The organism is Paraglaciecola sp. G1-13 (genome assembly GCF_055809255.1).
Map to the genome: position 1 here is coordinate 3,296,863 of NZ_CM147903.1, position 26,433 is coordinate 3,323,295.

General features: G+C 45.5%; 25 protein-coding genes. 6 read left to right on the forward strand and 19 right to left on the reverse strand.

Annotated features, from left to right (window positions below; genetic code table 11):
- Window positions 1-17: 17 nt before the first annotated feature.
- From nadE to AC0L6N_RS14080, 5 genes are all read right to left on the reverse strand, one after another.
- Window positions 18-848, reverse strand: a complete 831-nt coding sequence (nadE, locus tag AC0L6N_RS14060) for an ammonia-dependent NAD(+) synthetase (protein ID WP_011575902.1) — start codon at window positions 846-848, stop codon at window positions 18-20.
- 98 nt (window positions 849-946) lie between these two features.
- Entirely contained in the window at window positions 947-2,611 is a 1,665-nt protein-coding gene (locus AC0L6N_RS14065) for a type IV pilus modification PilV family protein (RefSeq protein ID WP_473475317.1), read from the reverse strand.
- The gene (locus AC0L6N_RS14070; RefSeq protein WP_473475319.1) at window positions 2,612-3,751 is read right to left on the reverse strand and encodes a PIN domain-containing protein; all 1,140 of its coding nucleotides are present in this window, start codon (window positions 3,749-3,751) and stop codon (window positions 2,612-2,614) included. It abuts the gene before it with no gap.
- Entirely contained in the window at window positions 3,738-4,370 is a 633-nt protein-coding gene (locus AC0L6N_RS14075; RefSeq protein ID WP_011575905.1) for a prepilin cleavage protein, read from the reverse strand. The genes AC0L6N_RS14070 and AC0L6N_RS14075 overlap by 14 nt, the downstream gene beginning before the upstream one ends.
- The gene (locus tag AC0L6N_RS14080; RefSeq protein ID WP_473475321.1) at window positions 4,364-4,882 is read right to left on the reverse strand and encodes a GspH/FimT family pseudopilin; all 519 of its coding nucleotides are present in this window, start codon (window positions 4,880-4,882) and stop codon (window positions 4,364-4,366) included. Before AC0L6N_RS14080 ends, AC0L6N_RS14075 begins: the two co-directional genes overlap by 7 nt.
- Window positions 4,883-5,108: 226 nt before the next feature.
- On the opposite strand from AC0L6N_RS14080, the gene AC0L6N_RS14085 reads away from it, so the two are divergent.
- Window positions 5,109-5,501 carry a type IV pilin protein gene (locus AC0L6N_RS14085; protein WP_473475323.1) on the forward strand — a complete coding sequence of 131 codons (393 nt, stop codon included), beginning with the start codon at window positions 5,109-5,111 and terminating at the stop codon, window positions 5,499-5,501.
- 95 nt (window positions 5,502-5,596) lie between these two features.
- Window positions 5,597-6,169 carry a GspH/FimT family pseudopilin gene (locus AC0L6N_RS14090; RefSeq protein WP_473481339.1) on the forward strand — a complete coding sequence of 191 codons (573 nt, stop codon included), beginning with the start codon at window positions 5,597-5,599 and terminating at the stop codon, window positions 6,167-6,169.
- 24 nt (window positions 6,170-6,193) lie between these two features.
- On the opposite strand, the gene AC0L6N_RS14095 is transcribed toward AC0L6N_RS14090, so the two are convergent.
- The 11 genes from AC0L6N_RS14095 to murJ all read right to left on the reverse strand — a co-directional run bounded on the left by AC0L6N_RS14095 (window position 6,194) and on the right by murJ (window position 20,582).
- The gene (locus AC0L6N_RS14095) at window positions 6,194-6,661 is read right to left on the reverse strand and encodes a type IV pilin protein (RefSeq protein ID WP_473475325.1); all 468 of its coding nucleotides are present in this window, start codon (window positions 6,659-6,661) and stop codon (window positions 6,194-6,196) included.
- Window positions 6,662-6,668: 7 nt separating this feature from the next.
- On the reverse strand, window positions 6,669-10,748 hold the full coding sequence (locus AC0L6N_RS14100; protein WP_473481341.1) for a PilC/PilY family type IV pilus protein: 4,080 nt from the start codon (window positions 10,746-10,748) through the stop codon (window positions 6,669-6,671).
- A gap of 11 nt (window positions 10,749-10,759) precedes the next feature.
- Entirely contained in the window at window positions 10,760-11,362 is a 603-nt protein-coding gene (locus AC0L6N_RS14105) for a PilX N-terminal domain-containing pilus assembly protein (RefSeq protein ID WP_473475327.1), read from the reverse strand.
- Window positions 11,359-12,240 (reverse strand): PilW family protein, encoded by an 882-nt coding sequence (locus AC0L6N_RS14110; RefSeq protein WP_473475329.1) that lies wholly within the window; start codon window positions 12,238-12,240, stop codon window positions 11,359-11,361. Before AC0L6N_RS14110 ends, AC0L6N_RS14105 begins: the two co-directional genes overlap by 4 nt.
- The gene (locus AC0L6N_RS14115) at window positions 12,237-12,812 is read right to left on the reverse strand and encodes a pilus assembly protein PilV (RefSeq protein WP_473475331.1); all 576 of its coding nucleotides are present in this window, start codon (window positions 12,810-12,812) and stop codon (window positions 12,237-12,239) included. Before AC0L6N_RS14115 ends, AC0L6N_RS14110 begins: the two co-directional genes overlap by 4 nt.
- A 298-nt stretch (window positions 12,813-13,110) precedes the next feature.
- Window positions 13,111-14,055: a 4-hydroxy-3-methylbut-2-enyl diphosphate reductase gene (ispH, locus tag AC0L6N_RS14120; protein WP_011575914.1), complete on the reverse strand. Its 945-nt coding sequence runs from the start codon at window positions 14,053-14,055 to the stop codon at window positions 13,111-13,113.
- A gap of 45 nt (window positions 14,056-14,100) precedes the next feature.
- Complete coding sequence (gene fkpB / locus AC0L6N_RS14125) at window positions 14,101-14,544, reverse strand: FKBP-type peptidyl-prolyl cis-trans isomerase (RefSeq protein ID WP_006993161.1); 444 nt, start codon at window positions 14,542-14,544, stop codon at window positions 14,101-14,103.
- The gene (lspA, locus tag AC0L6N_RS14130; protein ID WP_006993162.1) at window positions 14,537-15,031 is read right to left on the reverse strand and encodes a signal peptidase II; all 495 of its coding nucleotides are present in this window, start codon (window positions 15,029-15,031) and stop codon (window positions 14,537-14,539) included. The genes fkpB and lspA overlap by 8 nt, the downstream gene beginning before the upstream one ends.
- Complete coding sequence (gene ileS / locus AC0L6N_RS14135) at window positions 15,024-17,852, reverse strand: isoleucine--tRNA ligase (protein ID WP_473475333.1); 2,829 nt, start codon at window positions 17,850-17,852, stop codon at window positions 15,024-15,026. The genes lspA and ileS overlap by 8 nt, the downstream gene beginning before the upstream one ends.
- 41 nt (window positions 17,853-17,893) lie before the next feature.
- Window positions 17,894-18,820 (reverse strand): bifunctional riboflavin kinase/FAD synthetase, encoded by a 927-nt coding sequence (ribF, locus tag AC0L6N_RS14140; protein WP_039987407.1) that lies wholly within the window; start codon window positions 18,818-18,820, stop codon window positions 17,894-17,896.
- 190 nt (window positions 18,821-19,010) lie between these two features.
- The gene (gene murJ, locus AC0L6N_RS14145; RefSeq protein WP_473475335.1) at window positions 19,011-20,582 is read right to left on the reverse strand and encodes a murein biosynthesis integral membrane protein MurJ; all 1,572 of its coding nucleotides are present in this window, start codon (window positions 20,580-20,582) and stop codon (window positions 19,011-19,013) included.
- Window positions 20,583-21,045: 463 nt separating this feature from the next.
- Between murJ and rpsT the strand changes: the two genes are divergently transcribed.
- Complete coding sequence (gene rpsT, locus AC0L6N_RS14150) at window positions 21,046-21,309, forward strand: 30S ribosomal protein S20 (protein WP_006993166.1); 264 nt, start codon at window positions 21,046-21,048, stop codon at window positions 21,307-21,309.
- Between the two features lie 253 nt (window positions 21,310-21,562).
- Window positions 21,563-22,981, forward strand: a complete 1,419-nt coding sequence (locus AC0L6N_RS14155; protein WP_473475337.1) for a M28 family peptidase — start codon at window positions 21,563-21,565, stop codon at window positions 22,979-22,981.
- 102 nt (window positions 22,982-23,083) lie between these two features.
- Here the strand turns inward: AC0L6N_RS14155 and AC0L6N_RS14160 are convergent, their stop codons facing one another.
- The 3 genes from AC0L6N_RS14160 to AC0L6N_RS14170 are packed head-to-tail and all read right to left on the reverse strand — an operon-like array spanning window position 23,084 to window position 24,666.
- Window positions 23,084-23,530, reverse strand: a complete 447-nt coding sequence (locus AC0L6N_RS14160; RefSeq protein ID WP_006993168.1) for a flavodoxin domain-containing protein — start codon at window positions 23,528-23,530, stop codon at window positions 23,084-23,086.
- 33 nt (window positions 23,531-23,563) lie between these two features.
- Window positions 23,564-24,322, reverse strand: coding sequence for a tRNA pseudouridine(65) synthase TruC (gene truC / locus AC0L6N_RS14165; RefSeq protein ID WP_473475338.1), 759 nt, complete (start codon window positions 24,320-24,322; stop codon window positions 23,564-23,566).
- A complete protein-coding gene (locus AC0L6N_RS14170) occupies window positions 24,322-24,666 on the reverse strand; it encodes a YqcC family protein (RefSeq protein ID WP_473475339.1) in 345 nt (114 codons plus the stop codon). The genes truC and AC0L6N_RS14170 overlap by 1 nt, the downstream gene beginning before the upstream one ends.
- A 71-nt stretch (window positions 24,667-24,737) precedes the next feature.
- Between AC0L6N_RS14170 and AC0L6N_RS14175 the strand changes: the two genes are divergently transcribed.
- Window positions 24,738-25,763 carry a DUF3549 family protein gene (locus AC0L6N_RS14175; RefSeq protein ID WP_473475341.1) on the forward strand — a complete coding sequence of 342 codons (1,026 nt, stop codon included), beginning with the start codon at window positions 24,738-24,740 and terminating at the stop codon, window positions 25,761-25,763.
- Window positions 25,760-26,065: a DUF3301 domain-containing protein gene (locus tag AC0L6N_RS14180; protein WP_011575923.1), complete on the forward strand. Its 306-nt coding sequence runs from the start codon at window positions 25,760-25,762 to the stop codon at window positions 26,063-26,065. Before AC0L6N_RS14175 ends, AC0L6N_RS14180 begins: the two co-directional genes overlap by 4 nt.
- Window positions 26,066-26,433 lie beyond the last annotated feature (368 nt).

Consider the following 26,433-nt stretch of genomic DNA (forward strand, 5'->3'; position numbering starts at 1 on the left):
CTCTCCAGATGGTGTGCTTAATCATAAATTGTGGGAATAGGTACACGTTTATGTTGCGTCTTTTTATAAATTTCCAATAGGCGCTCTGTCACTTGTTGTGGCACAGGCTTCCCTTCAAGAAAATCGTCAATGTCATCATAACTCATTCCCAATGCTTGCTCGTCAGCTTTTTGCGGGCTTAAGCTCTCTAGATCAGCTGTCGGCGCTTTATGCACAAGATTATCGGGTGCACCCAAATAACTTGCCACCTGCCTAACCTGACGTTTATTCAGGCCAAACATTGGCGCCAAATCACAAGCACCATCACCGTACTTAGTATAGAACCCAGTGATATTCTCAGCAGAATGATCCGTGCCTAACACTAAACCGTCAAGCATGCCTGCAATTTCGTATTGCACGACCATGCGTGTTCTCGCTTTGACATTGCCTTTAACAAAATCACGTTTGGTATCGCTAGCAGGCAATATCCCTGCATCACTTAATGCTTTGCTCGTTTGCTCATCAATCGCATCTGCACCTGGCTGCACGTTCACCGATATTGACTGGCTCGGTTGGATGAAATCAATCGACAATTGGGCGTCGTCTTCATCGGCTTGAACTTTGTAAGGCAACCGCACAGCGACAAATTGGTAATCAGAGCTTGATGGTGAATTCAATTGATTCACCGCAATTTGTGCTAATCGACCTAAAGTGCAAGAGTCGATCCCACCACTGATCCCCAATACGAGGGTTTTTAACCCCGAAGCAACCAAATGGGATTTAATAAAATTAACACGGGTCTGTACTTCGCTTTCAACATCAATTTGCGGTTTCACACGCATTTCGTCAATCACCGCTTGCTTGTGCATTTTTCTCTCACTCTGCTGGTAAAACTGATTATTAGAATGGCCCACTGATAGCTGACACCTGCGCTATAAATTCAGTCAGAAACCATTAGGCTGAAAAATCAGGGCTGAATAACAACCTCTAGCCCATCTCCTTCTTTTACATTCAATGCTTCATAGGGTGATAAAGGTGCATGTCCAACTAATCCACTGTTAGAGCCATTCATCGATGCATATATTCTGCTTTGGCCCAACAATAGGTTTTCTATGACACCTCTTTGGTAGCTAGCATAATAATCTTGTCCAACATTCTCAACAGTTTGTATCGCTTGTTGCAGTATATTTACGCTTAGCGTATCGGATGAGCGCCAATCTGCGAGTAATGTCACATTAACATCATAAAAAGGCGCTAGGGCAATCCAGCGGTCATCATTGCTGGCAATAAGTGTGTTCAAGTACGCTAAATCTTCGGCATACAAGCGCTCTATATAGACACCATAGGCTGCTAGTTGAAATTGCCCTAGGGGCAATGTCATATCCCGTCCTATCATCGGTGGCGGTAGCGCCGTATTTTGAATATACGCAGCCAACACTTGTTTTATATAAGCGGTATAGGCGTCACGGTTATTTTGCTGCGCTAAATGCTGAGCAGCGAATTCGGTGATCGCTAACTGCACAAGATCACTCGCCACATGATAAAAGCCATCTACTCGCTTGAATCGACAAACTTCCTGATATTCATCCCCTTCAGCGAGAGCTTCTTCAAATACATTGTCACCTATACGATTGTAGTGCTTATGCGCATCACCTGATTCGAGTCGATAATAGTTTTGAGTATTGACCATCGCACTTGTATCGTGATGGTCATTACAGCACTGCTCACATCGGGCGTGTTGTCCTGGCTCTGCAACGCCTCTAGCTTTGAACACCTCTTGCCCTTGGGTTGTGCTCAATCTATCCCCTTGAATGACCGTCATTGCAGGCGTTTTTCCTAAGCCATTTTGCGCTACTCGGCAATCACATCCAACTACAAGCTGGCTTTCTAACCGTGTTTTCTCATACTCATTGGCAAATAATTCAACTCGATTTTGCTCAATTTTTATCGCGATATTATCCCCCACAACATCAATAATCGGCGCCCTGCCCTGTAGCGCTAAATCACTATCGATATGATGCAAAACGTCAATATTGTCCCTCGTAGGCATGTACGTCACCGGTAAAGGCTGGTTGTTCCCTATGTTGGCACTCACCACATGCTGACTCCGGGTAAAAGGTACTGGCGTTAATTGGCTGTGCAAGGAGACAGTTAGTGCCTCCCCAAATTGGTCTTGCCAACCAACGGTGATCTGCAACATCTTTTTAGGTGCAACAACAGGCAAGGTTTGCGGTAAATTAACATTGCCTTCAGGTAGCCAAGTATCAGGCAGTAAATCGTTATCGGTATCGACGAAGTACATGTTTTTCACTTGCCAGTGTAATTCAAAGGGGATTGTCTGGGTTTGCGATTGCCAAAGCTTTACTGCAACTTCCCCTGCGGCGATATCCCCTCCTGTGTCAGAATGTATATCTTGATAACTTTTTTGCCCAGCACTGCTATGCACAACACTGAAACTGTGCAGGTCACTTAACTTTTTCTTTGCCAGTGTGAGTGCCTGCTGGCGCAAATTTAACGTATAGTCGAGTTTTATATAATGGGATTGTAACTGCACATAACCAGCGACACCGAACAGCATAATGGCGGTAGCAATCAGCACTTCTAATAAGCTAAATCCAGAATGTGTCTTCATCTAAAAATCACGCCAACTTCCGCTGATTTTTCCGATACGTTGCATGTCAGCATCTTGATGCAGTTGCGTTAATACATTTAACTGGTATCGAATTGCCAATTGACTCAAAGCTGTATCAATGGGGGAGAGCAGCACTAATGCGCCATTCAGCTGTGCACTCGCTGCCATGGCTATTCTTTTCGCGTTAGGTGGGTTTTGCGTGCTCAGATAAATAACCAGACCAAAAATTTGACTATCCTCAGGCATCAGCAAAGCTGAGTCCGCTAGAATTAACATAATTGGGGTATCGATACTGCCAATCTGTTGGCCTATTTCTAAACGGCATTCACCTTGTATCCATATGACACGTGTATCCGCAATCGTTAATGGCTCGCAATCCGCGGCGATAAGCGACACTTCACTCTTTAAAATGTGCCAGTCAGGCACAGGTATATTGAACAGGTATTCCAATACATCCGCCGGGAACCCCTCGTGCTCTTGCAGCGTATCAATGCCTAAGTTGGTATTGTTCGAATACATATCTAAAGCACATCTGTTTTCATCAAATATCTGCAATGCACAGGTTCGACTGTCTACATCAATAGCGGAAAGGGTCTTATCCGTCCATATAGAGACCGGCACCCCATTACCACCAGCATTCGGGTTCGCCCCTAGGACAAAACGTAAGTCATTAGGTATGTCAACGGCGCTGATCAAAGGTACTGGCGGGATAATGTGAAGAAAAGGATAACGAAGTACCTGCTCGCTCACCTGATGTCGACTCTGCCCATCAGCAGATAAGCCAGCTGATTCGATGGTAGCCCACTGTGTATTCAAGCCGTTACGTTGGAATGGATTGAATTGAGCACTCACAATCGCACGCGCATTATTGCTGAACGTTATATTGTGCTCTTCGCCTTGCCAGATAACATCAGATTGCATAAGGCTCATACCATGCGCTAACCCGCCTTGCGCTGCAGCCGATGACAATGCTTGGTTTTGGCTGTTGAGCAGTATTTTATGCTCAAGGGACTTCACGCGCCCAGTATGGACGGTGACTAAACTAGCAATCACTAACAACAGTGATACCGACACAAGCATCATAGCGCCTTTGCTTTCGCGCCTTGGGTGATGCCCATAGTCATACTTATTGAGCATCATTGTTCACTAAAAAGCGTATTGTGCCTTGGCGTGACACATCTGGCTGAGCCTTCAAGTTAGCCACGAGATTCATCTCTACTTGCGTCAATACCCTCTGTCCAACGATAAACTCTGTTAACGTAAAATGTAGACGCGTGACCTGCACAACATTGGGGTCTGTTACATCATGCCAGCCATTGCTGTTACATTGCGCTCCAGTTGTGCGCATCTCTATTGCTTTACCGCGCAGGCGATAGCCATAATTTTCATTGCCATCTTGGGTATCCAGAACCCCATTAGCATTGCGATCGTAAGCAAATAAAATACAGCTATCTTCGATTTCATTAGTAAACTGGCTAAGGGTTAACGAATCTGCGAAAGGATTTAACGCATTAATAGGGTCGATAATTTGTGCTGATGCACCTGCGTGAAAGCCCGCTCTGGCGATATCTCGGGCTAACATCTGAGAGACTAAGGTAAACTCTTCATTCAGACGAGAGGAGGTCAACAAATTAGCATTTACCCCGACCCCAAACCCGATAAAAGCGGTAAATGCAGACAACGCTGATACGCCCAAAGACATGGCAATCATCAGCTCTATCAATGAACTGCCTTTGCTAAGAAATCGCGAATTCAACATTGTCTGTATGCCACAATATCACCTTCGTTCACGCACAGACGAACCCGTCCCATATTACTCACAATAAGTTTGAGTTCATCCGTCGTATCACCAAAAATCAACGAGCCTGAATCACCCATGGCCATGCCTCTGGCGCCGTCAAATACCGCACTATCATTCTGGCCAAAGCGCAATTGCGTCAGTTGCACAGAGGAAAAATCACTATGTTGAATGCGCGACTGCACTCCCAACACTGAGCAACTGTCTTCGATTTGGCAATTACATACTTCGGATAGGTTCATTCCAAGGCACCACGCTTGGCCGTCTTGAATAGTAACGAAAATATTTTGCCCAGACGCGATAGCACTTGCGCGAGCGTGTTGCATAAAGAAATAGCTCTCTTGTGCCGCTTGCTTAATATGTAGCTGCTGTTTTGAATCTAATAATGAGGGGACGCCTAGCGTCATTAATATCATGGTAATAGCTATCACCAACATAAGTTCTAATAGAGACATTCCTTTGCACATGTTCATCAGTATGCGTGATCCGAAAATGGGGCTACAACATGAAAGTAACGCGCGAACTCAAGCGAGGAGCAGTGTAATCAATCAGGGGGCAACAAACCCGAGTACACAAAGCTTTGACTGCATTTTGCGTGGCGAAAAATAATAATTGAGCATATAAATATAGACTAAATCGAGAAAAATTTTAGGCTGAAGGTAAGGCCTATGTCGAAAAGAAAAATAACAAGGAAGAACTGTGCACCAACACCTCACGTATAATCGCTATATTGGATTTAGTTTGATTGAACTGATGATTGTGGTGACCATCATCGGGATACTCGCCATGGTCGCCCTGCCCAGTTATCAAAATCACATTGTACAGACTCGTCGTGTTGATGCGCAAAACGCCTTATTGAAATGGCATTTACAACAAGAGCGTTACCGGATTTCCCACACCACGTATGCTGACGAGGTCGCCTTAGCGGTACCGACAAATGACTTATATGAATTTAGTGTTTCGAACATATCTGCAACTCGTTTTATATTGCAGGCCGAAGCGTTGTCAACGCAACTGGCAGATACTGGCTGTACAACTCTAGCTATCAATCAATCTATGACACAGTCTCCGGCAAATTGCTGGCCCCGATAATTCTGATATTAAAAGCTTAATCATCACTACGCTTTTAATACCATAGCCACTTGGCTCATACGTTACCTTGCCAGTATTAACGTTACACTTTGAGCATGAGAAAAGTCTATCGTTACCAAAATGAAAACCCCGCAGCGCAACGCGGTGTGACGCTTATCGAATTGATGATAAGCGTCAGTATTGCCGTTATTCTCGCCGCGAGCGTAGCACCTAGTTTACAGGCGACCATTTCCCACAACACAATTGCAGCGCAGATGAATAAGATCAGTGCTTTAGCCCAGTATGCCAGAGGCCACTCGATAGATAATCAAATTGAAACAACCTTTTGTGCTACATCAGATTACGCAACTTGTTCTAATAATTGGGCGCTAGCCAAAATGGTCTTTGTTGATACCAACGGGGATGGTGAACGCAACGCAAACGAATCATTGCTTGCATCCTTAAGTGTTGAGAGGAACAACATTGCTGTTCAAGGTCCTCAAAACCCCGTTGTTTTTACTATAAACGGCGGAGCTAATAATAATGCAGACATCCTATTTTGCGGCGAAGAAACGTCATCTCACCGGGCATTGTTCATCAGTTTACAAGGTAGAGTAAAAACTAGTCGAGACAGTGACAACAACGGGGTTTATGAGGGCAGAAACGGAGAGACTTTAAGCTGTTCTTAAACTGCCATTGAGTGCCAAACTCAATTAGCATCGCCAACAGAACTCAGAAGCAGAAATGGCTCCGTCTGCATTTTGATCCCACGCTTTACGCCCGTCACTATAATAGTAAAGTGCGCCTTGGCTAGCGACCAAAGGCTGCGCCTTAATTCGATAGGCAGAACCACCACCCGACAGGCTATCAATCGTCAAGTTGTACGCTTTATTATCCGCTGATTCACTGGCGGGTGAATGATGGGCGAAAATAGCTGGTTCTCCTGTATCTGCTCCCTCATTTGCCGAACCTGCATAACTAAAGTTAGCTAACTTATGACGCTCCATTTGCGCCGCAAACGTCATTAGGTCAGCTTGGGCGACATTGCGTTTGCTGTCTACCATGTAGCTTTGATAACTTGGATAGGCAACCGTACTAACGATCCCCACAATAGCAACAGCGATCATCAACTCCATCAAAGAGAAGCCGCCATTAGCCGCCATTCTCGAGGGGGTGTTCATACGCCTTTTATTCATCTTCTTGTCTTTCAATTTCCGTTTTCCAACTGCTCTTTTGGATCCGCTCGAAGCGACCATAAATGTTTTGTGCTAAACAGCCAAAGGCCGAAGTACAGACGACTTCATCACCTTGCTCATCTACTTCAATCACCGCTGACGCACACTCAGTTCCTAAACACACGACAGGCTGTAAAATATCCTCAATAAGGATTTTGGTGTCTGGCGCGATACCCGTTTGCTTGAGATCAGCAAATCGATCTTGATGGGTCGTTTGATTATCATTGTTCAGATCCACCACCGCATTACCGTTAATTAATTCCACTAAATATGCGCGGCTGTTACCACTAGGAGGGGCGCATAGGCTGTCGTTTGCTGTGGCAGGCAAATAGGTAGTGAAGAACACTTGATAATTTAATATTAACGGCGAGGCTAATACTTTCTCGCCTCCAGTGCTAAGGTCCACCAGCCAACCCGCCCTACTGGCGAATAGTGCAGTTTGCTCCTCTACCACGGTTTCATCTGATGAGGTCAGTAGATGGGCCGTCGCATCATATAAGTCATCACGGGTAAATGCATTTTCAGGTAAGCCATAATGACCTTGTTCATCGGTTGAGAAGATGCCAAAGTCTTTCAACATATAAAAACTGTCTTGAATCTGCGCATTCAATGGATGTGCTCGATAACCAGAACCGATTGCCACAGCATAAAAGTTTTCATCAACGGCACTTATTTGAGCAACATCAGGCGCATAGTAAAAGCGTCGATTGTCTTCTGCCAAATCCCCCCCTAAATCAGCGAGTAAACCGCCGCTGACTAAGTCGCTACGCCCCAAGCCATTATGTATGTCTAGGCGAAACAGTTGTCCTCCTAAATCTGCCACATACATATGATCTGCTAAGCCATCATTGTCCCGGTCAATCACCGATATACGAGCAGGAATACTGTATTGCATGTCGCTTAGTAATAAGTCCGCAGCGCTGTTGCTGGCTGACCAAATTAACTCCCCGCTGTCAGCATCTACAATAAACACCGCGTTACCGACATTGTCAGCGCTGCGAGCTATTTTGTTGTCTTGCTCTGCATCATAACCGCCACCAAAAATAAGTACATTGCGTATAGTTTCGCCCACTTTGATTTTGGTGACGGTTGGCCTTGACCATGATTGCCCAAGCTTTTCAAACCCCGTGCTTCCCCCGATAATCTGATGCACTAAGGTAGGATTTGATTTACGGGAAATATCAAAAGTGTAGTAATTTCGACCGCCGCGGCGCATGCCCACATAAAGATAAACCTTGTCATCAAAATGACGTAGAACCAGATCGCCGTCTAAACCATAGATATGATTCGACGTAGTGTTTTCACGGTAAAATTCATATAAATTGCCGAGTAGCTCTTGAGGAATGACAGCAAAATTTTCACTACCCGTTTGGGCGTCAAATGAATGCAAGAATCCCTGATTAGTCGCGACAAATATAGCGCTGTCAGTCGCTGAGTAATTAACAATGACGGGCTGAGAATGAATAGGATCTCCCATTTGTAGGCGCACGTCAGATGTATCACCATCACCATCGTCATCTTTTAAGTCAACGCCTCTTACCCACTTCAGTAAGTTGCTACGTACGGTGCTCGCATCATCAAGCATATCAATGGATAGGGCTTGCTCAGTGATATTACTGTTACTTTCATGCATACGGTTATCAGTGGTAGCGAACGCTCCTGGTGCTGAAAACGTAAATAGATTACGCGCCAAACTCATTTTACTCGCCGCCCCGCCTTGGCGAACATCATTACCATCAGTTAACACTGACCAATAGCTATGGGCTTGCTCAGAGAAAAAGCCATTGCCGTCATCCACAGCAGGCAAACCGTTTTTATCTAAAATAGTATCCCCATCGATTTTGTATTTCTTCAGGTTTCCAGGCCAGTTGCTTCCCTCTGACGGTTTAAATAACGCAAAGTACAACTCGTCTTTATGGGTTAAGCGATTTAATTGATTCACCGCAACCCCTGGGGAGACAAATGTCGCGTTCACATCTTTTACGGTTTTCAAAATCGATTGAAATGCACCTAATAATTCTTGGCTGTTATCCGCTTGATAAAAACCTCCGCCCCCTTGTAAGGCTATTTGATTCAAAAAACTATTGGCTTCGGTATTCGCTGCAAAACCTATGGTGTGCGTAATAATGCGGCTGTCTATCACGGATCCCTCAGAATCTGCTACGTTTCGAACTAAACTTAAGCCGCATTTTTCACCGCCACTGCCTGTGCACGATGCGCTAAGTAAGCTCTCAATCTCATCAACACTGTGGTTGTTGTTCGCTTCGCCGTCCGAGAGTAAAACGATATGATTATTCACTTGGCATTGGCGATCTGAAATGGGCGAAATATAGCGAGCCCCTTGAGGAATTTGTTGAGTGATGCAGTTAGATGAACTTAAATTGTCTTCTTCGCAGCCAGGGGGAAGCGTGGCATCTTGTCCTGAATATGAAAGTCGGTGACTGACACGCGTGTTACGCCTAACGGTATTCGATACACTATTATTGCCCCGCGCCAGGCCATAGTTCACATCAAGCCCGCCGTAATACATCACACCTTCGTATAGAGTATCCACGATTGGGGTATAACCACTGGCACTGAGCTCATCCACTTTGCTGACTAAGTGCTCGCGCACAGTTGAGGTTTGGCCCGGTGTCGCTTGACCTTGAAATTCGATGACTAATTTGGCGGCTCCCGAAGGGCGCTCTGCATACGTATAGGCCCCCCGCGTATTGCTAAAGTCAGACAAGATAAACATCATGTCATTGCCCAACTGCCAATCATTGCGCTCTACCAACTGATTAATAATACTCGCAACTGACGGGCTCTGATAATCTCGATTTCGATACCATCGCTCAATGCCACTCCAGTCGACCGATGCGGTTTTGGCTTTATTTCTTAACAAATATCGGGGGTAGTTATTAAAGCTGTTTGGATCCGGTTCATTCGCTGCTCGAATTGTCATTGATGCGCTGTTATTGCTGCTGTTTTGATAAGCAGTGAATTCAAGGTAGGCGTTGCTTACCACGGCGCCTTGAGGTAAAGCGATATTACGAAAGCGCAAACCAATGTAATCGTTACTGCTGGCATTGAAGGTCAATTCACTACCCGTTGACTGATATCCATTGCCGCGCTCTTCAGCATTGTTAGATTGACTGTCAATTTGATACGTCAAGTCTCCAGTAACACACCCCGTAGCGGTAGTTTCATCGTAAACCACCACTAGTTGCGGTGAGAGGCCTCCTCCTTGTTCGACGCTTTCAGCCAGCCGGTTGCTGGCAGCACTTAGGCCTTGGGTCGTCAGAATAATATTAAGATCATTGCCCCCACACCACTCGCTTTGATCAACAACTTCTTGTACCACTGTACTAAAATCAATGCTCGCAACTGTGTCGCCAACTGAGGGCCAATCGTTATTTTGCTCCCAAAGCACGTAATTCGATGTTTTGGTGCGTTGGCTGATGTCTTGCTGGTTACTGGTGTAAGTCAATGCATTGGGGGTAAGTTCCGCATTAATCTGAATTTGGGCTGCTGAAGCATCAAAACCCCGGGAGGTAAAGCGCAAGTACGCACTTGTGATGGTTGCTCCTTGAGGAATGTTCAAGCTCTGGTAGCGAAGCCCCGTAAACACAGTGTCGGTTCCTGCAGATAGGGTTAAACTACTATTGTTAAGATTAACCACACCGCTGCGCTCAGTAGCATCGTCAGTCCCAACAACGATAGGCACAATCAGTTCCGGTGAAACCGTGTCATCTATGGGGCGCACAGGGTAAAGTATGGGACCGCCATAATCCGAAAAGCGCATTAAACCGGCATTTACGTTGGTCACCGAACGCAAGGTCTCTTTAAGGGCATTCTGTACTCTAAGCATACGCGACTCATTGGTGTCGTCATCGGCTGTCATACTGCCCGAAGTATCCATGATAAAGAGCACATTAGGGTCGTATTTGACCTGCTCAGTGCTCGCGCCAAAGTAGATTTCCAGATCGTCAGCTACTGCTTCCAGCGATGGGCACAAGCCCAATAATAGTATTAGCATGTTGAAACGGGACATCATACCTCCGGTCATTGTGACGCTGGCGCCAGTACAGCAGCTGTTAAACTATTGGCAACAATCGAACGACTCCCTTGCATTTGGCCGCACCCCTTAATAATAAACACATGACAAGTAATATGACTGCCACTGATAACGTTACTCGAGCCCAAACAAGCCTGCTCTCGCACGTAGGCCGTACGGGACCAACTGTCAATAGCAGGGCTAGTGTCATAGTGCCCCTGTGCTTGATGCAAAGCTCCCTTAGAAAGCCCAGCACTGGTAACCTGCCTGTTAGTCCACGTGTCAGGATCTTGGCAGCGAAGTGCCTCATTATGTATGTCCAGCGCCGTGTTTTGTCGTGCTTGGGTTAATGGGTCTATCATGTTCACATCACTGATAACCGCGCTGTCTTCGGATTCAAACACCACACCCGCAATTGCCGCCTCTGCGGCATCAAACGCAAGTGTTTGCGTTTGTAGCGATACCGCCATTTTATTTTGCAATAACCCGCTCGAGACAGACGCAATTCCCAGTACGGTTAAGCTCACCAGTACCAGCAATGCGAAGACCATCACTAAGCCTTTCTGCTTATGTCCTCGCGCCAAATTGCCACCACAAAGTGTCTGTTTCATAGCTTTCTACTGCGCATGTAATTTTTGACATTACGCAGCGTGACCGTGGTTTCAAAGGGTTTAAATAAACCAGTACCACTTTGTGTGGTGGGCGCTTCATTGAGTAATTTAAACGCTTTTTGAGCGCTGACCTTCACTTCACCCTCCCCCCGCAAAAGCACGCCTAAGCGCAGTGCCACCACCTGACTGCCGCTCGCTAATACTAATGGGAGCTCCCCCGCTGTAACATAACGTATAGGACGCCCCGAGCTATCCCCTGACAAAATAGTATTCGTGATCCCATAAAGCGCTTGAAAGCTGAACACATCATCAAGAATGATTTCAGCGCTGTTATCAACCTCATCATTGTTCGCCAGCATTGCCCTTAACACCCGCCCATCAAAGCCTCGGCAACGTAACGTATTGTTCTGCACAAAATAATGATTCACTACGAAGAATTCTTCCCCGTCCGCATAGCCCAAACGATTACCACGACAGTCAATACTCCCTTGCAAACCAATAACCACCTGATCATTTGCCCCTGCAATTCCATCGGTTGCGCCAAGCGCAGGCATAGCAACAAAATCGCCTGGCAAAATAACGGGATGATTTTGTACAAAGCTAGCTTCTTCTATCACATCTACCGCTGTGTTAAGGCTTGCGGCGAGCAGATCTGAACGCCCAGCCATGAGCATTTCTGTGCGCAGACGACTAATCACAAATCGGCCATTCTCTTGAACTGACGTCACGGCTTGATTCACGCCTTGCGTCACCCGCAAACTCACCATGACTTGAATAATGGCACCAGAGATAATCAAGCCTAATGCTAAAGCAATCATTAACTCTATTAGGCTAAAGCCCGTTTGAGTTTTGCCATAAAGAACATTTTTAGTCCTCACAGCGTTAAATCCAGCGTGACACAATCATGAGCATCACTTCGATTGAGGTTGCACTCAGTGTTTAAAATACGCTCTTGGTTTTGCCAGCTCTCTACCGGCCAAGCGATCATAATCTGATGACGGGAGCCCGCGCTGCAGCTATGTGCATCTAATGTATTGTTGTCATCACAGGTTAATGAAATCGATAAGCTTGGCGCAGCAGATGTAACCGCGCAGGACATTTCGTATGCATCAAACTGGGCGAATTGCGGGCTTGTACATTGGTTTTGTAGGCAATTTGGAATACTCGCTGGCAACGCCAAGCAAAAGCACTCATAAGGTAAAGCAGATGAATCGCAAGACAGGCTGGCAAAATTATAGGCATTATTCACGAAATATTGATTATCTACCGTCAGCCCTTCACCAGAAGGGGCAGCAGCAGCGCGCAAACGCTCGCTGAATTGCTGAGCAACTAATACGGCTTGGCTGCGATGAAGTGCATCTGCGTTAGAAAAAGCACTAACGAACTGTAACGATGCCACACCTAACAACCCCACCGTTAAAATAAATAACGTCACTAGGATTTCAACCATACCGACCCCCTTCATAGTAAGTAATGAAGCTGGGTGCAGAGTGTGCTTGGCGATGAAACTTGAACCTTTAATAACGGATAACCACAGGCGTAATAATGATATTGAAGCTTAGCGCACTAACGCGCTACGTTAGTTATCGACTTTAGACCATAGGTATAATTGATGTGTAGGCTTATGACTAACCTATTTCAGAATGAGACAGCAGATATAAAAAAGTCGCTAGAGAGAAATAAAAGCTCTTTTAGCGACTTGTTTTTCTAACGCGCTGACATCTTGGATACGACCAAACCCAGCGCATCTAGCTTACTTGTTTTACTCGTAACTCTTTAGGCACTGCAAACTCGATGTTTTCGAGGCGACCAGGGCGCTCAGTAGCACTGCTTGCCCCCCATTCTTTTAACCTGTCGACCACACCTTGTACTAATACTTCTGGAGCCGATGCACCTGCGGTCACACCAATATGTTTAGCGTTCGCTAACCATTCTTTTTGAATACAATTAGCATCTGCTATCAAATGCGCTTTTGCCCCAATCTTTTCAGCTAACTCTCGTAAGCGATTTGAGTTAGAGCTATTTTGTGCGCCGACCACTAGCAATATATCGCAATCCGCTGACAATTCGCGTACCGAATCTTGGCGATTTTGCGTGGCGTAACAAATATCGTCTTTACGTGGCCCTTCAATTGCCGGGAACTTAGCGCGCAACGCGTCAATCACGTCAGCGGTATCATCCACAGATAAAGTGGTTTGACTACAGTAGTACAACGCGGATGGGTTTTTTACCTCGAGGCGAGCAACGTCATCGACCGACTCAACCAAGTAAATACCGCCGTCTTGATTGTCGTACTGGCCCATGGTGCCTTCCACTTCGGGGTGGCCCTGATGGCCAATAAGTACACACTCTGTGCCTTTTGAGCTAGCGCGCATCACTTCCATATGCACTTTAGTGACAAGTGGACAAGTTGCATCAAACACTTTCAAGCCACGAGAACTCGCTTCGTTGCGCACAGCTTGGGACACACCGTGGGCCGAGAAAATCACTATGCTGTCATCAGGTACTTCCACCAGCTCATCAACAAAGACCGCCCCGCGCTCTTTAAGACCATCCACCACGAATTTGTTATGTACCACTTCGTGGCGCACGTAAATAGGCGGTGAGAAAATTTCTAACGCGCGTTCAACGATGGTGATGGCTCGGTCAACACCGGCGCAGAAGCCTCGTGGGTTAGCCAAATGAATTTGCATAATGTTTCCTAGTGTTAACTCTTGCTTTGAGCTCAGTGGCGTAAGTTACGCTACTGAAATAATTTCGACATCAAAGGTAATCGTTTGCCCAGCCAAAGGATGATTAAAATCAACCGTGACTGACGCCCCCGCGACTGAGCGCACAATGCCAGGTAGCTCACTGCCATCAGGTTGAGAAAAGGTCATGATCATGCCTTCTTCTGCTGGCGTTTCGCCACTGAATTTGTTGCGATCAAGATGGTAGATATTGTCTGGGTTTGGAAAACCGAACGCGTCTTGAGGCTCAAGGGTAAATGACTTTTTATCGCCTGCGCTTAATCCCAAAAGACAGGCTTCGAAGCCTGGGGTCAAATTACCATCGCCAATAACAAGCTTAGCAGGCTTATTATTGACTCGGGTGCTGTCCGCCGCTGAGCCATCAGATAATTTCAAGTCAAAGTGCAATACCACTTCACTGTTGTCTGTTATGACTACAGATGAATCACTCATTTACATTGTCCTTATTTTTAAACATATCGATGACCAATAAAAACGCGCCTAAGCAGATTGCGCTATCAGCTACGTTAAACGCAGGCCAATACCAATCTTGGTAATAAAGCACTAAGAAATCGATAACAAAACCGTGTAATAAACGGTCAAACACATTGCCGAGCGCGCCACCAATTATCAAACAAAACGCCACAGGCAACATAACCTGTTGGCGGGTGGTTTCTTTTAACCACCAGGTGACTAAACCACATACGGCGATAGCAATACCTGTGAATAACCAACGTTGCCAACCACCAGCATCACTTAAAAAGCTAAATGCTGCCCCGTAGTTGTACACGTGAGTTAAGTTAAAAAAAGAGGTGTACTGAATCGCTTGGTACGGCTCTAAATTCGCCACGATCCAGTGCTTAGTAACCTGATCGATGACAAACACCACCACGGCTAACCACAAAAAGCGCAGACCGCTTTGTCTAAATAAATTAAGCATAGGCGCGCGTTTCACCTTCGCCATCAACGTTAGTGACACAGCGCTGACACAACTCAGGATGCGACTCATTTGTACCCACATCTTCACGGTGATGCCAGCAACGAGCACATTTTTTGCCTTCTGATGCGCTGATATGTAACCACAATCCAGGCACTTCGGTTTCTGTGGCATCAGCAGGCTTGCTCCCAACGGCTTCCACTGTTGCAGACGAGGTAATAAACACAAAGCGCGCTTCATCTTGTAATTTGCTAAGCAACTCAGCAAGCTCTGCGGTAGCGTAAATTTTCACCTCTGCTTCTAAAGAGCCACCAATAGTGCCTTCTTTACGAGCCAGCTCAATTGTACGATTAACTTCATCTTTAACCGCTAACACCTGCTGCCAGAATGCATCGTTAAATTCGGTATTGTCCGCTTGAGCAGTCAACCCTTTATACCATGTACCGGTGAAAACGAATTCGTCTTCTTGCCATGGCATTTCTTGCCAGATTTCCTGAGCAGTAAAGCTAGTGATCGGTGCCATCCAGCGCACGAGCGCTTCAACAATATGATACAAAGCTGACTGGCATGAGCGACGTGCGTGGCTGTCACTCTTCGCGGTGTACTGACGATCTTTGATGATATCCAGATAGAAACTACCCATTTCAATCGAACAGAACTGCATCAATTTCTGTGTTACCACCAGCAAATCATAAGCTTCATAGGCTTTCACGATCTCGCGTTGCATGGTGTGGGCACGGCTTACGGCCCACTTGTCCAATTCCACCATTTCTTCAAACGGAACCAAATCAGTTTTTGGGTTAAAACCGGTTAAATTAGCAAGCAAGAAGCGTGAGGTATTACGAATACGGCGATAGGCATCAGCCGAACGTTTAAGGATTTCATCTGACACCGCTATTTCACTGCGATAATCAGTTGATGCCACCCACAAGCGCAGTATATCTGCACCCAGTTTATTGGTAACTTGTTGAGGAGCAACCGTGTTACCCAAAGACTTTGACATCTTTTTACCTTTACCATCAACAGTAAAACCGTGAGTAAGCACCTGCTTATAAGGTGCATGGCCTTTAGTAGCAACAGAGGTCATCAGTGATGACATAAACCAACCTCGGTGCTGGTCAGAGCCCTCTAAGTACAAGTCAGCTGACGCAGGAATATCATCACGCTTATCGACCACAAAGTAGTGACTCACACCTGAATCAAACCAAACGTCTAATGTGTCTAATACCTTAACGAACGTATCTGCATCATCCCCTAGCATTTCTTGGGGGTCAATATCCCACCACGCTTGTATGCCTTCGCTTTCAACACGTTGAGCCACTTGTTCAATTAAGGCGTCGGTATTTGGGTGCAAATCACCTGTGTCTTTGTGCACGAATAACGCGATAGGAACGCCCCACGTACGCTGACGTGATATACACCAATCTGGGCGACCCGCTACCATGCTTTCGATGCGGCTTTCGCCCCACTCAGGGATCCACTGAGTTTTATGAATTTCTTTAATGGACGCTGCACGTAGGCCATTCTTGTCCATGCTAATAAACCACTGAGGTGTCGCACGGAAAATTAACGGCGTTTTATGACGCCAACAATGTGGGTAACTATGGGTGTATTTAACGTGATGCACTAGCGCGCCGCGCTCTGCTAATACTTCAACCACATGTTCATTCGCCTTAAAGACATGCTCTCCGGCAAATATCGGTGTGTTTTCAAGATAAACACCGTTAGCACCGACGGGGTTAGCAACTTCAAGGTTATATTGGCGACCGACGTTGAAATCTTCCACACCATGACCTGGCGCAGTATGTACGCAGCCAGTACCTGAATCTGTCGTTACGTGCTCACCTAAAATAAGTGGCACAGTGAAGTCGTAAAACGGATGCTGTACCTGCATGTTTTCTAGGGCTTGGCCTAAGGCAGTACCCAACACGTGAGTATTCTCAAAGCCGAAACGTTTAACGCACTCATCAAGTAGGTCTGTTGCCACAACTAAGCGCTCGTTACCACTTTCTGATTGTACTTGAACCAGGCTATATTCTAATTCTGGGTGCAATGAAACTGCGCGGTTTGCAGGCAACGTCCAAGGCGTGGTGGTCCAGATAACCACTGAAATTGTGCCTTCACCTAAACCTTCACCTGTTGCGGTAAATTGTTTGGTGAAACTGGCTTCATCGGCAATATTGAAACGCACATCGATAGACGGCGACACTTTGTCTTGGTATTCCACTTCGGCTTCAGCCAAGGCAGAGCCACAATCTGTACACCAATGAACAGGCTTAAAGCCCTTTTCAAGGTGACCAGAGCGTACAACGTTACCCAACTCGCGGATAATGTTCGCTTCAGAGCTGAAGTCCATTGTTTTGTAGGGCTTGTCCCATTCGCCAAGCACGCCTAAACGAATAAAGTCAGCTTTTTGCCCATTAATTTGCTTTTCGGCATAGTCTCGGCACTTTTGTCTAAACTCTGCTGCAGTGACTTTCTTACCAGGTTTTCCGACTTTTTTCTCAACCATGAGTTCGATTGGCAAGCCGTGGCAATCCCAACCGGGTACGTAAGGAGAATCAAAATCTGATAAGGTTTTTGATTTAACAATCACATCTTTAAGAATTTTATTCACTGCGTGGCCAATGTGAATATCACCATTGGCGTACGGAGGGCCATCATGCAAGATAAAAGGCGTTTTGCCTTTTTTAGCAGCGCGAATTTTGTGATACAGCGCTTTATTCGTCCAGTCTTGCAGCATTTTAGGCTCGCGCTGAGCAAGATTCCCACGCATTGGGAACTCAGTCTCAGGCAAATTCAAAGTATGTTTGTAGTCACTCATTGATTGCTAAATCCAAAATCGTCGTTGTTCGTCATTAAATTTCAGTTAACCCCAAGCAATTGTTTTGCTTGCTCGGCGTCACGTTGTATTTGTTGGTGCAACTGTTCGAACGAATCGAACTTAATTTCGTTGCGTAATTTTGCTTTTATGGCCACAGAAATAAAGTGACCATATAGGTTGCCGGTAAAATGAAAAATATGCACTTCTAACTGAGAACGTTGCCCATTTACCGTCGGGCGCGTGCCAATGTTCGCCACGCCACTATATACCTTACCTGCTATGTCAACTTGAACCGCAAACACACCATTAATGGGGGCATTACAGCGTTTCAGCAATAGGTTGGCAGTAGGAAAGCCAATCGTGCGGCCTTTTTTATCACCATGCAGTACCTTGCCCGAAATCGTAAACGGTCTACCAAGCATCTTTTCAGCAAGCGAAAAGTTGTTTTCACTCAGTGCATTGCGGACTTCGGTAGAGCTAATACGGCAATCTTCTAAGCGAAAGCTTTGCGTACTCACCACACTAAAACCGCATTTTCGCCCTTCAACTTGCAGCATAGCGAAATTACCTACTCGCCCTTTGCCAAAGCGAAAGTCATCGCCCACGACTAAAAATTGCACACCTAAGTCTTTAACTAATAGCTGCTCAACAAACTGCTCTGCGGTAAAAGAGGCAAAACGTTTATCAAACTTCAAACACAGTAAACGGTCTACACCTAGTGCTTTAAGTTGTACATATTTATCACGTAATAAACTGAGTCGCGCGGGTGCGTTATCCGGTGTAAATAATTCCTCAGGCTGAGGTTCAAACACCATAACGGTAGCAGGCAAGCCCAGTTCCCTTGCCTTCACAACGACTTGACTTAACACGGCTTGATGCCCCAGATGAACGCCGTCAAACTTTCCAATTGTCAGTACGCATCCTCGATGTTTATCTCGAAGATTATGTAAACCGCGGACTAATTCCACTTCGTTCCTCTTATATTAAGTACGTCATCTATTAAGTACGTCATCAAGCCAATACATGAGCTTATTAACTACCCCAAGCACGTAAGGTGCCCGAGCATGTATCTCATGTTTAATACTGTTTGGCTAAAATCAAAGCGACGGATTATAGCGAACTACGCGCAGAGATACAGCCCGTTATAGCGCAGTTCGTTCAATTAACGTGAATTGCTTTTGATAGTAACTGTTTTGGGCGTATCCCGAGGGCAAATCCACTCAATAAAAACACCGCCCCAGCTCCCGCTATCATGACGGCCAATTGTGTCATTTGCATCATCGGCTCCCACATCAGCCAATTAGCAATCGTCGGTCGGTAATAGATAAGCCCAGCAGCCATGATTAAGGTCGAAATTAAGACTTTTGTTAAGAACAACAGAGTACTCGCAGAGAGTTTGTAGACTCCTAAACGATGCAACTTGCTGTATAACAAGCCCGCGTTCATGGTGGCTGACAAACTAGTGGCTATCGCCAATCCGAGGTACCCGAATGGAATAGCGAAAATTAAGTTAAACACCATATTCGACGCCATGCACCAAATACCGTACTTCACCGGTGTTTTAGTATCTTGACGAGAGAAAAATCCCGGAGCAAGTACCTTAATTAACATAAAGCTAAGTAATCCAGTGGCATAGGCGATTAAGCTGTACGAGGCGAGAGTGGCGTCTAATGCAGTAAATTCACCGCGTTTAAACAATACGATCAACATAGGCTCCGCTAAGATCATTAAACCAGCTGCAGCGGGAATTCCTAGTAAACTTACCATCCGCAGCGCCCAGTCGATGTTGGCACTAAACGCCTTGGCATCGTTTGTCACATGATTACGCGACAAGGTCGGCAGTATGACAGTAGCGATAGCAATACCAAATAATCCTAAAGGAAATTCCAGTAAGCGGTCAGAGTAGTAAAGCCAACTAATGGAGCCTGTGACTAAGAAGCTTGCGATAAAGGTATCAAACAACAAATTAAGCTGGCCAACCGATACCCCGAACAAGGCTGGTATCATCAATTTACGCACTTTGGTTACTTGTGGGTCTGACCATCCCCATTGCGGTTTTACCAGTAATCCAGCTCGATACAAGAAAGGTAACTGAAATGCGAATTGCACTATGCCACCAATAAATACTCCCCACGCTAATGCAAAACCTGGCTCTTCAAAGGTATCCGCCATAAAAATAGCACAGCTAATAATGGCTACATTTAACAGCACTGGGGTGAATGCGGACACAGCAAATTGGTTCAAGGTATTTAAAATGGCGCCGGTTAAGCCTGCTAACGAAATAAACATTAAATAAGGAAACGTGATCTTCAACATCAAGGCTGCCAGCTCGAATTTCGCCCCTTGGGGCTCATCATTGAGATACTCCATAAACCAGCCTGCGCCAAACAGCGCAGTGACCATCGGAGAACCGATGACGCCGAGAAACGTTACTACGGTCACTATTACCCCAAGCGTACCGGACACTTTGGCAATAAATTGCTTCATGGCATCTTTGTCATTTTCATTGCTAACTTCTGTCAGCACAGGGATAAACGCTTGAGCAAATGCGCCTTCAGCAAATAAACGACGAAGAAAATTGGGAATTTTATTGGCAAAGAAAAACACATCAGCTGCCGCCCCAGCCCCCATTAAATTCGCCACCACAACATCTCTGACCAAACCCAAGACTCGTGATAAAAACGTCATACAACTGACAATCAATCCGGATTTCAACAAACGATTCGACACACGACTTCCTTTAAAAATTAGATAACCCGAATAACACTGCGCTTAAACACAGTGCCTATTATGCGCCAAGGGTAATTTAGTTAGAAGCATTCATCTGAAAAACAATCACCTACAGGTATAAGCACACTCTCACTCGGTGTACCGAGTTGGCCGCCCTTGATAAGGCGAACGAGTATGGGGTGAGCGGGAATAAGGTGAAGAATGTGGCGTTAATTTAACTTCTTAGTGCATTGCCTCTTCGCTCAATCACGGAACTCAGGTAAACTACTATCTGGCAGGTGCGAATGCCTATTAACATCGCCCATTTAGCTGCTTGTGAACACGATTCAAATCCAGCATTACGATACCCTGAGAATTAACTGCAGTTTTGCACAATAAATACGCAAAAGCATTTGACAAACACAGGTCTGATAGGCACAATCCGCACCCTTGAATTTTGACTAGAATTTTTTGGGAGTTCCACTTGGCTAACATTAAGTCTGCTAAGAAACGTGCACTACAATCAGAAAGACGCCGCCAGCACAACGCTAGCCGTCGTTCGATGACACGTACATCTTTGAAGAAAGTACTTGCTGCAATCGCTTCTGGCGACAAAGCATCTGCTCAAGCTGCATTTGCAGCTGCTACACCTTTGATTGACCGCATGGCAACTAAAGGTCTTATCCATAAAAACAAAGCTGCTCGTCATAAGAGCCGTTTGTCTGCACAGATTAAAGCATTAGCTTAATATCAGTTCAGAATTTTTATTGTCAAAAAAGCGCTTAGGCGCTTTTTTTGTGCCTAAAATTTACGTTTCTCACTGCCCCTCTCCTTTTTGAGCCAGATTAAAGTAACTTGAATTAAATTAAGTTAAATTAAGTTATTCATCCAAACTTGCATTAAATTGAGCTAATACCATTCCAGTAAATAATTGCTCAGTGGTTAATTATTTTTACTGGGATTGATATAAATAAACAATAATATTCATTTAAGGAAATCACATGAGAAGCATACATTTGTATCGTTCGCTTGCACTAACCGGCACCTTGCTGCTCAGTGCTTGTGCATCAACTGAACCAACGGACACAGCGACTACTCAACTTGCTGAACTAAGTTCGAAAGCGATGAATAGCGATACCGCTTACGAAATAGTGAAATCACTCACAGTAGAAGTTGGACCACGAATAGCGGGCAGTGAAGGTGATAAGCGCGCGGTTGAATGGGCGGAAAGTAAATTTAAAGAACTGGGATTTGATAACGTCTACAAAGAGCCTGTTCGCGTAAGAAATTGGTCTCGCGGTATTGCAGATGCAAAAACCATCGCCCCTTATCAACAGAAATTATTTATCACCGCATTAGGTGGATCAGTGGCCACTCCTGAAGGCGGCCTTACCACTGAAGTGGCTATGTTCGACTCTTTGGCTTCATTAAAACAAGCTGACGCAGCGCAAGTAGATGGAAAAATCGTTTTCATTAATCAACGCATGCAACGTGATCGCGCTGGTAAAGGCTACGGCCCTGTCGTTATTGGGCGCTCACAAGGTGCTATTGAGGCGGCAAAATTAGGCGCCAAAGCGGTCCTTATTCGCTCCGTCGGTACCGATAATTCGCGTTTTGCGCATACCGGTGTTATGCAATATTCCGACGATGTACAGAAAATACCCGCAGGCGCGTTATCAAACGCTGACGCTGACAACTTACAAGCTATGATCGACGCAGGTAATGATGTGACATTAGCAGTGGACATGCGTGCTAAAGAACACGGCTGGCAGACGTCTTATAATGTTATTGGGGAATTTACCGGTACGGAGTCTCCTGAAGAGGTTGTGCTGATAGGTGCTCACTTAGATTCATGGGACGAAGGCACAGGTGCGTTGGATGATGGCGCAGGTGTCGGGATTGTTACCGGCGCAGCTACCTTGATAAAAACCCTAACTGGCCAACCCAAACGGACGATCAGGGTAGTACTCTATGCGTCTGAAGAATTCGGCTTAACTGGCGCGCATGAATATACCCGGAAGCACAAAGAGGAATTAGGCAATATTATCGTTGCAGCAGAGTCTGACTTTGGCGCGGGGGAAATTTATCAAATGGATACCCTTTTTGCGCCGGATGCTGTTGAGGCGGCTACCCCCTTATTTGCCGCCCTTGCCAAAATAGGCATTAAACAAGGCCATAACCAAGCTGGCGGCGGCCCTGATGTGTCAATGCTCCCCAAGCACGGAGTGCCCGTGATTTCTTTGCTACAAGATGGCACCTATTATTTTGACTACCATCACACGGCGAATGACACCTTAGACAAGATTGATCCAAAAGCATTAGCGCAAAACCAGGCCGCTTATGCGTTGCTTGCTTATTTTATGGCAAATAGCGATATTGAGACGCGCCCAGCACCTAAAGAACCGGTACAATCACATTAGTGAAGTCAACGCAGTATCGTATTTCACACAAAAAAAGGCGAGGTGTCGACATGACATCTCGCCTTTTTAATGGCTTAAGTTAGGGCAACTTACGTCACAACTTTATGCAAATTCAGCGGCCAATGGCTCTATAAAAGCCAACGCTTCTTTTTCAGGCTCAAGAGTTTCACAAGCATCAATCTTAAGCATATCTGCAACTGGCTTGCCTTGTAACTCAAGTAATAGCGCTTGTATTTGCTCGCCCGCCCCGCAGTACGAATCACAGTAACTACTATCACCTAAGCCAATGACAGCAAACGGCTTCTGATCCATCAAAGGGAACATGTCCTTTAAATCTGCAACAAAAAACTCGAGATTCGGCGGAATATCCCCCTGCCCCGTAGTGGAAGAAACAAAAATGTACCCATCACAGCGTTTAAAATCATCAATGCTTGGGTCGTCATATATTTCGCTAACCACTTGTTTACTGGTGAGCAGCTCTTGTACTTGCTCTGCAACATGTTGGGCGTTACCGTAAACTGAACCAACGAAAATACCTACTTTACTCATTTTTTACTCTTCCTTTGCTAAAACAAAATTAGTTTACCGACTATTTGAAAGCAGATCTAACCTATCTAACGATGGTAATTCCCAGCCCCATTGCACCATCAATGTAGACATCCTTTGATCGAAATCATTCACTATCGCCAATTTTTCGTTACTTACTGGATGTGTCATGCGCATTTGTTGGCAGGTCAATGCCAAACCATTAAATGAAAACTGATCACGCATAAATTTATTGTGTTTTCCATCACCATGAGTGGTATCACCCACGATGGGATGATTAATATGGCACATGTGCCTACGCAATTGATGTTTGCGACCCGTCTTTGGGTGCAGCCGCACGAGCGTGTATCGAGCCGAGGGATAACGACTGACAGCAAAAGGCAACTCGAATTGCTGTAGCGGCACGTATTCTGTTTGTGCTTCTTGGGCGTCTTTATCTTGTTTAGCACGCTTATCTGCTATTTTATCGAGCTTTTCTTTAAGGGCATAATCAATCAAACCCGCTTCTTTTACATGGCCGCGCACAATGGCGAAGTACGTTTTTGCAATTGTATTACCAGCAAATTGCTCCCCCAGCAGGCGCGCAATATCTGCAGATAAAGCAAACACTAGCACTCCGGAGGTTGGGCGATCTAAACGATGAACCGGAAACACATGCTGACCGATTTGGTCTCTGAGCATCTGCATCGCAAACTGGGTTTCGTGACGGTCAATCATGCTTCTGTGTACTAATAAACCAGCGGGTTTGTGAATAGCGACTAAGTATTCGTCTTGATACAAAATAGTTAATGTCATTATTCCGCTCCACAAAACGCGAGGTCAATTTGCGCTAACACGTCAAGTACAGGTTCCCGCGTTGGCTGCCCTGTCGTGTATTCTTTAGCCCACTCTTGTGCCATTGGCATAAGTGCCATTCGTGTGGGCAGTGGCTTTTCTTCTTGTAGAAGTTCATTCATCTTGGGAATAAAGATAAATTGCAGCCACTGAGCAAATCCCATACGATCACAAGCAAAAGGCAATTCACTTTGCATTGCCCACTGTGATGGCGGGGAAGGAGTCCACTGTTCAGCTGTTTTTAGTGCCTCGGCCAATTGCGATAGCAGCTTCTCTACTTGGACTTCTGAGGCGCTACATGGCATGCTTCCGCTCATATTTAATCATCTCAAAATTAAGTTGTTCCCGCGTAATGCGCGGCAGTTTATAGGTAAACATGAATCAAATCAGCTCCATCAGTGAATTTCTTCTTCACGCTCAAACTGAATACCATGTATTTGATATGGGTCGGACTATTCGCAGCATTGATAGCCAGACTTTTTTAAACATAGAAAACGCCAGTGAAGCCGCCCCCTATCCTCGCCAGCAACACGCATGGTTTGGTCTTATTTTCTTTAGTCGGCAATTGAGTCGAGAGCATTACATTTGGTTTGTAAAACTTCCTTTGGATGAAAAAGGCTTAGTTATCAGTGCTACGCGCAATCATTTTTTACAAATAATCACTGATGCTTTAGGCGCCCAGTTAGAACACAACAAAGCGGCCCAAGGGCGGTTACCAGAAAATCCGTATACGTTCCTTCCAAACCAACAGCAATTGGCCGATTTTAATAGCATGAGCCGCAATGTATTACGGCTACCGCCCAGTGAGTATTATTCACCTGCTGTGCGTTACTTAGCTCAGCCTCAAGCCCACGACTGGCAGAATGTCGCATTGCAAGGTATTGCCGATATTGCCGCGAGCGTACGCCGTAAAGAAGGCGCGCTGTTGATTACTGAAAATATTACTAAGGTAGCCCCTCAAGTGCAGCAAGCGTTAATGTCATCACTTGAGAATTACACTTTAGATAAAGACACTAGCCAGTGTTTAATTGACCATGCGCACCAGCGTTTTGATGAGCCTCTGCAGATCCAGTGGACCTTACGCGCGTTAAGCCAAAGTGTTGCTAATACTGTCGTTAACACCTTTATCCAGCGCGTACTTGATTCGCAGCACAGTAAAACGCCAGAGATCATGTTGTTGATTGCAGCAAGACATTGGCGCTGTTTACAAAACGAAAAAATCTTGCGCCAGTATATTAGTCAACTTGCCGACATTGATATCGAACTGTGCGCCGATTTATACAGCGACTTAGTGCAGATCCCAAGTATTCGCCCTACTATGCTCGGTGTCATCAGATGGCAAGATAAAACCCCAGCAGTAACGCAAATGATCGGCCATTTATTCAGTGGACAACAAAAATGAACTTGTTTGATTTGACCTTATTTCTGGTGATCTTATTGGTGGTATTTCAGTTTTGGCGCATGCGAGCCATTACTGAAAAGGCTAACCAATATCTCGCTCAGTATTGTGATAAGCATGGCTTGCAACTAATCAGCAATGCACGGCATAAAACCCGCTTGGGTAGTTACAGAGGAAAGCTCGATTGGCAAAGTTGCTTCGTATTTGAATTTTCAGGTAATGGTGAAAACAGTTATCAAGGCACGCTTACTATGGCCGGAAAGCACATTCTAAACGTTGATACTCCTGCGTATCGAGTAGATTAATCGTTTAGAAAAGTAAATGTAAGCTGAGTTAGACACGGCTTCTTTATTGAGCCCAGAAACTGCAAAGGCGCGGCCTGAATCATTTCAAGCCACGCCTTTACATAAAAATTGAAGGTCCCTCTGTGCGCTCCTTCGCAACAACTACGTCACACCATCCTTGTCTTGTCCTTCTGTCATTCATCCTGAATGCGGCACTTATCCCAAGTGTGTCCTTTTCCTTTTATCACCTTCCTAGGTGAATGCTGTCTTCCCAACAGCGATCCTGTTTGCGTCCAATGCGCTTACATCCCTATAAGCAACTCATCCTGAGTTAGTCCATATCCTTTAGCTCTGTCGAGCAACTTCGTCCTGAAGCATCCATTTCATCC

Bases quoted from the DNA above. Each gene is read 5' to 3' on its own strand.
- nadE (WP_011575902.1), bottom strand. From the start codon at position 848: ATGCACAAGCAAGCGGTGATTGACGAAATGCGTGTGAAACCGCAAATT.
- AC0L6N_RS14065 (WP_473475317.1), bottom strand. From the start codon at position 2,611: ATGAAGACACATTCTGGATTTAGCTTATTAGAAGTGCTGATTGCTACC.
- AC0L6N_RS14070 (WP_473475319.1), bottom strand. From the start codon at position 3,751: ATGATGCTCAATAAGTATGACTATGGGCATCACCCAAGGCGCGAAAGC.
- AC0L6N_RS14075 (WP_011575905.1), bottom strand. From the start codon at position 4,370: ATGTTGAATTCGCGATTTCTTAGCAAAGGCAGTTCATTGATAGAGCTG.
- AC0L6N_RS14080 (WP_473475321.1), bottom strand. From the start codon at position 4,882: ATGAACATGTGCAAAGGAATGTCTCTATTAGAACTTATGTTGGTGATA.
- AC0L6N_RS14090 (WP_473481339.1), top strand. From the start codon at position 5,597: ATGAGAAAAGTCTATCGTTACCAAAATGAAAACCCCGCAGCGCAACGC.
- AC0L6N_RS14095 (WP_473475325.1), bottom strand. From the start codon at position 6,661: ATGAACACCCCCTCGAGAATGGCGGCTAATGGCGGCTTCTCTTTGATG.
- AC0L6N_RS14100 (WP_473481341.1), bottom strand. From the start codon at position 10,748: ATGTCCCGTTTCAACATGCTAATACTATTATTGGGCTTGTGCCCATCG.
- AC0L6N_RS14105 (WP_473475327.1), bottom strand. From the start codon at position 11,362: ATGAAACAGACACTTTGTGGTGGCAATTTGGCGCGAGGACATAAGCAG.
- AC0L6N_RS14115 (WP_473475331.1), bottom strand. From the start codon at position 12,812: ATGGTTGAAATCCTAGTGACGTTATTTATTTTAACGGTGGGGTTGTTA.
- ispH (WP_011575914.1), bottom strand. From the start codon at position 14,055: ATGCAAATTCATTTGGCTAACCCACGAGGCTTCTGCGCCGGTGTTGAC.
- fkpB (WP_006993161.1), bottom strand. From the start codon at position 14,544: ATGAGTGATTCATCTGTAGTCATAACAGACAACAGTGAAGTGGTATTG.
- lspA (WP_006993162.1), bottom strand. From the start codon at position 15,031: ATGCTTAATTTATTTAGACAAAGCGGTCTGCGCTTTTTGTGGTTAGCC.
- ileS (WP_473475333.1), bottom strand. From the start codon at position 17,852: ATGAGTGACTACAAACATACTTTGAATTTGCCTGAGACTGAGTTCCCA.
- AC0L6N_RS14155 (WP_473475337.1), top strand. From the start codon at position 21,563: ATGAGAAGCATACATTTGTATCGTTCGCTTGCACTAACCGGCACCTTG.
- AC0L6N_RS14160 (WP_006993168.1), bottom strand. From the start codon at position 23,530: ATGAGTAAAGTAGGTATTTTCGTTGGTTCAGTTTACGGTAACGCCCAA.
- truC (WP_473475338.1), bottom strand. From the start codon at position 24,322: ATGACATTAACTATTTTGTATCAAGACGAATACTTAGTCGCTATTCAC.
- AC0L6N_RS14170 (WP_473475339.1), bottom strand. From the start codon at position 24,666: ATGCCATGTAGCGCCTCAGAAGTCCAAGTAGAGAAGCTGCTATCGCAA.
- AC0L6N_RS14175 (WP_473475341.1), top strand. From the start codon at position 24,738: ATGAATCAAATCAGCTCCATCAGTGAATTTCTTCTTCACGCTCAAACT.
- AC0L6N_RS14180 (WP_011575923.1), top strand. From the start codon at position 25,760: ATGAACTTGTTTGATTTGACCTTATTTCTGGTGATCTTATTGGTGGTA.